Source organism: Pseudoalteromonas sp. GW168-MNA-CIBAN-0100 (assembly GCF_040309225.1).
GTDB classification, from domain to species: domain Bacteria; phylum Pseudomonadota; class Gammaproteobacteria; order Enterobacterales; family Alteromonadaceae; genus Pseudoalteromonas; species Pseudoalteromonas arctica.
In genome coordinates, this window is sequence record NZ_JBEOOL010000098.1 from 1 (window position 1) to 516 (window position 516).

The 516-nt window shown below is 40.5% G+C and carries 1 protein-coding gene and 1 pseudogene; both read right to left on the reverse strand.

Annotation, left to right across the window (positions count from 1 at the left end):
- Nucleotides 1–106: pseudogene (locus tag AAEY62_RS20180) on the reverse strand (group I truncated hemoglobin); the annotation flags it as partial.
- A 21-nt stretch (nt 107–127) separates the two neighbouring features.
- Entirely contained in the window at nt 128–406 is a 279-nt protein-coding gene (locus tag AAEY62_RS20185; RefSeq protein WP_008467104.1) for an IS5/IS1182 family transposase, read from the reverse strand.
- Nucleotides 407–516: the final 110 nt, after the last annotated feature.

Here is a 516-nt window from a genome sequence, read left to right on the forward strand (position 1 = left end):
GGCTTATAAAGCCTTGGCGAAAATGAGTAATGTTACTGTGCTCAAAATAGTGAAACACTTGCCTGTCATTACCTATTTGATAAATAAAGCTATCCACTAGGGGCTGTTGATCTTTGTAGTACATATATCAATCAGCCCACATTGGTAGCCACATCATAGTAAATGCTAAAGCGAGCATTGAATGATAATTTCGTTCAAGCTTTTCATACCGCGTGGCTATCCCTCTATATTGCTTAATACGGCCAAATGCATTCTCAACCAAGTGCCGATATTTGTACATGCACCAGTCAATATCTTCATTGCCTACTAAACTGTTGCCCTTACGTGGAATAACGGGTGTAGCGTTATTATCACGAACAAACGCTCTCAGTTTTTCACTGTCGTAGCCTTTATCTGCGACAACCATATTACTTGTTGGTCAATTAGCTACGAGTGACTCTGCATGGACGATATCATGCGTATTTCCACAGGATAATTCATAATAAACAGGCAACCCTCCGCTATCGACTGCAAGAT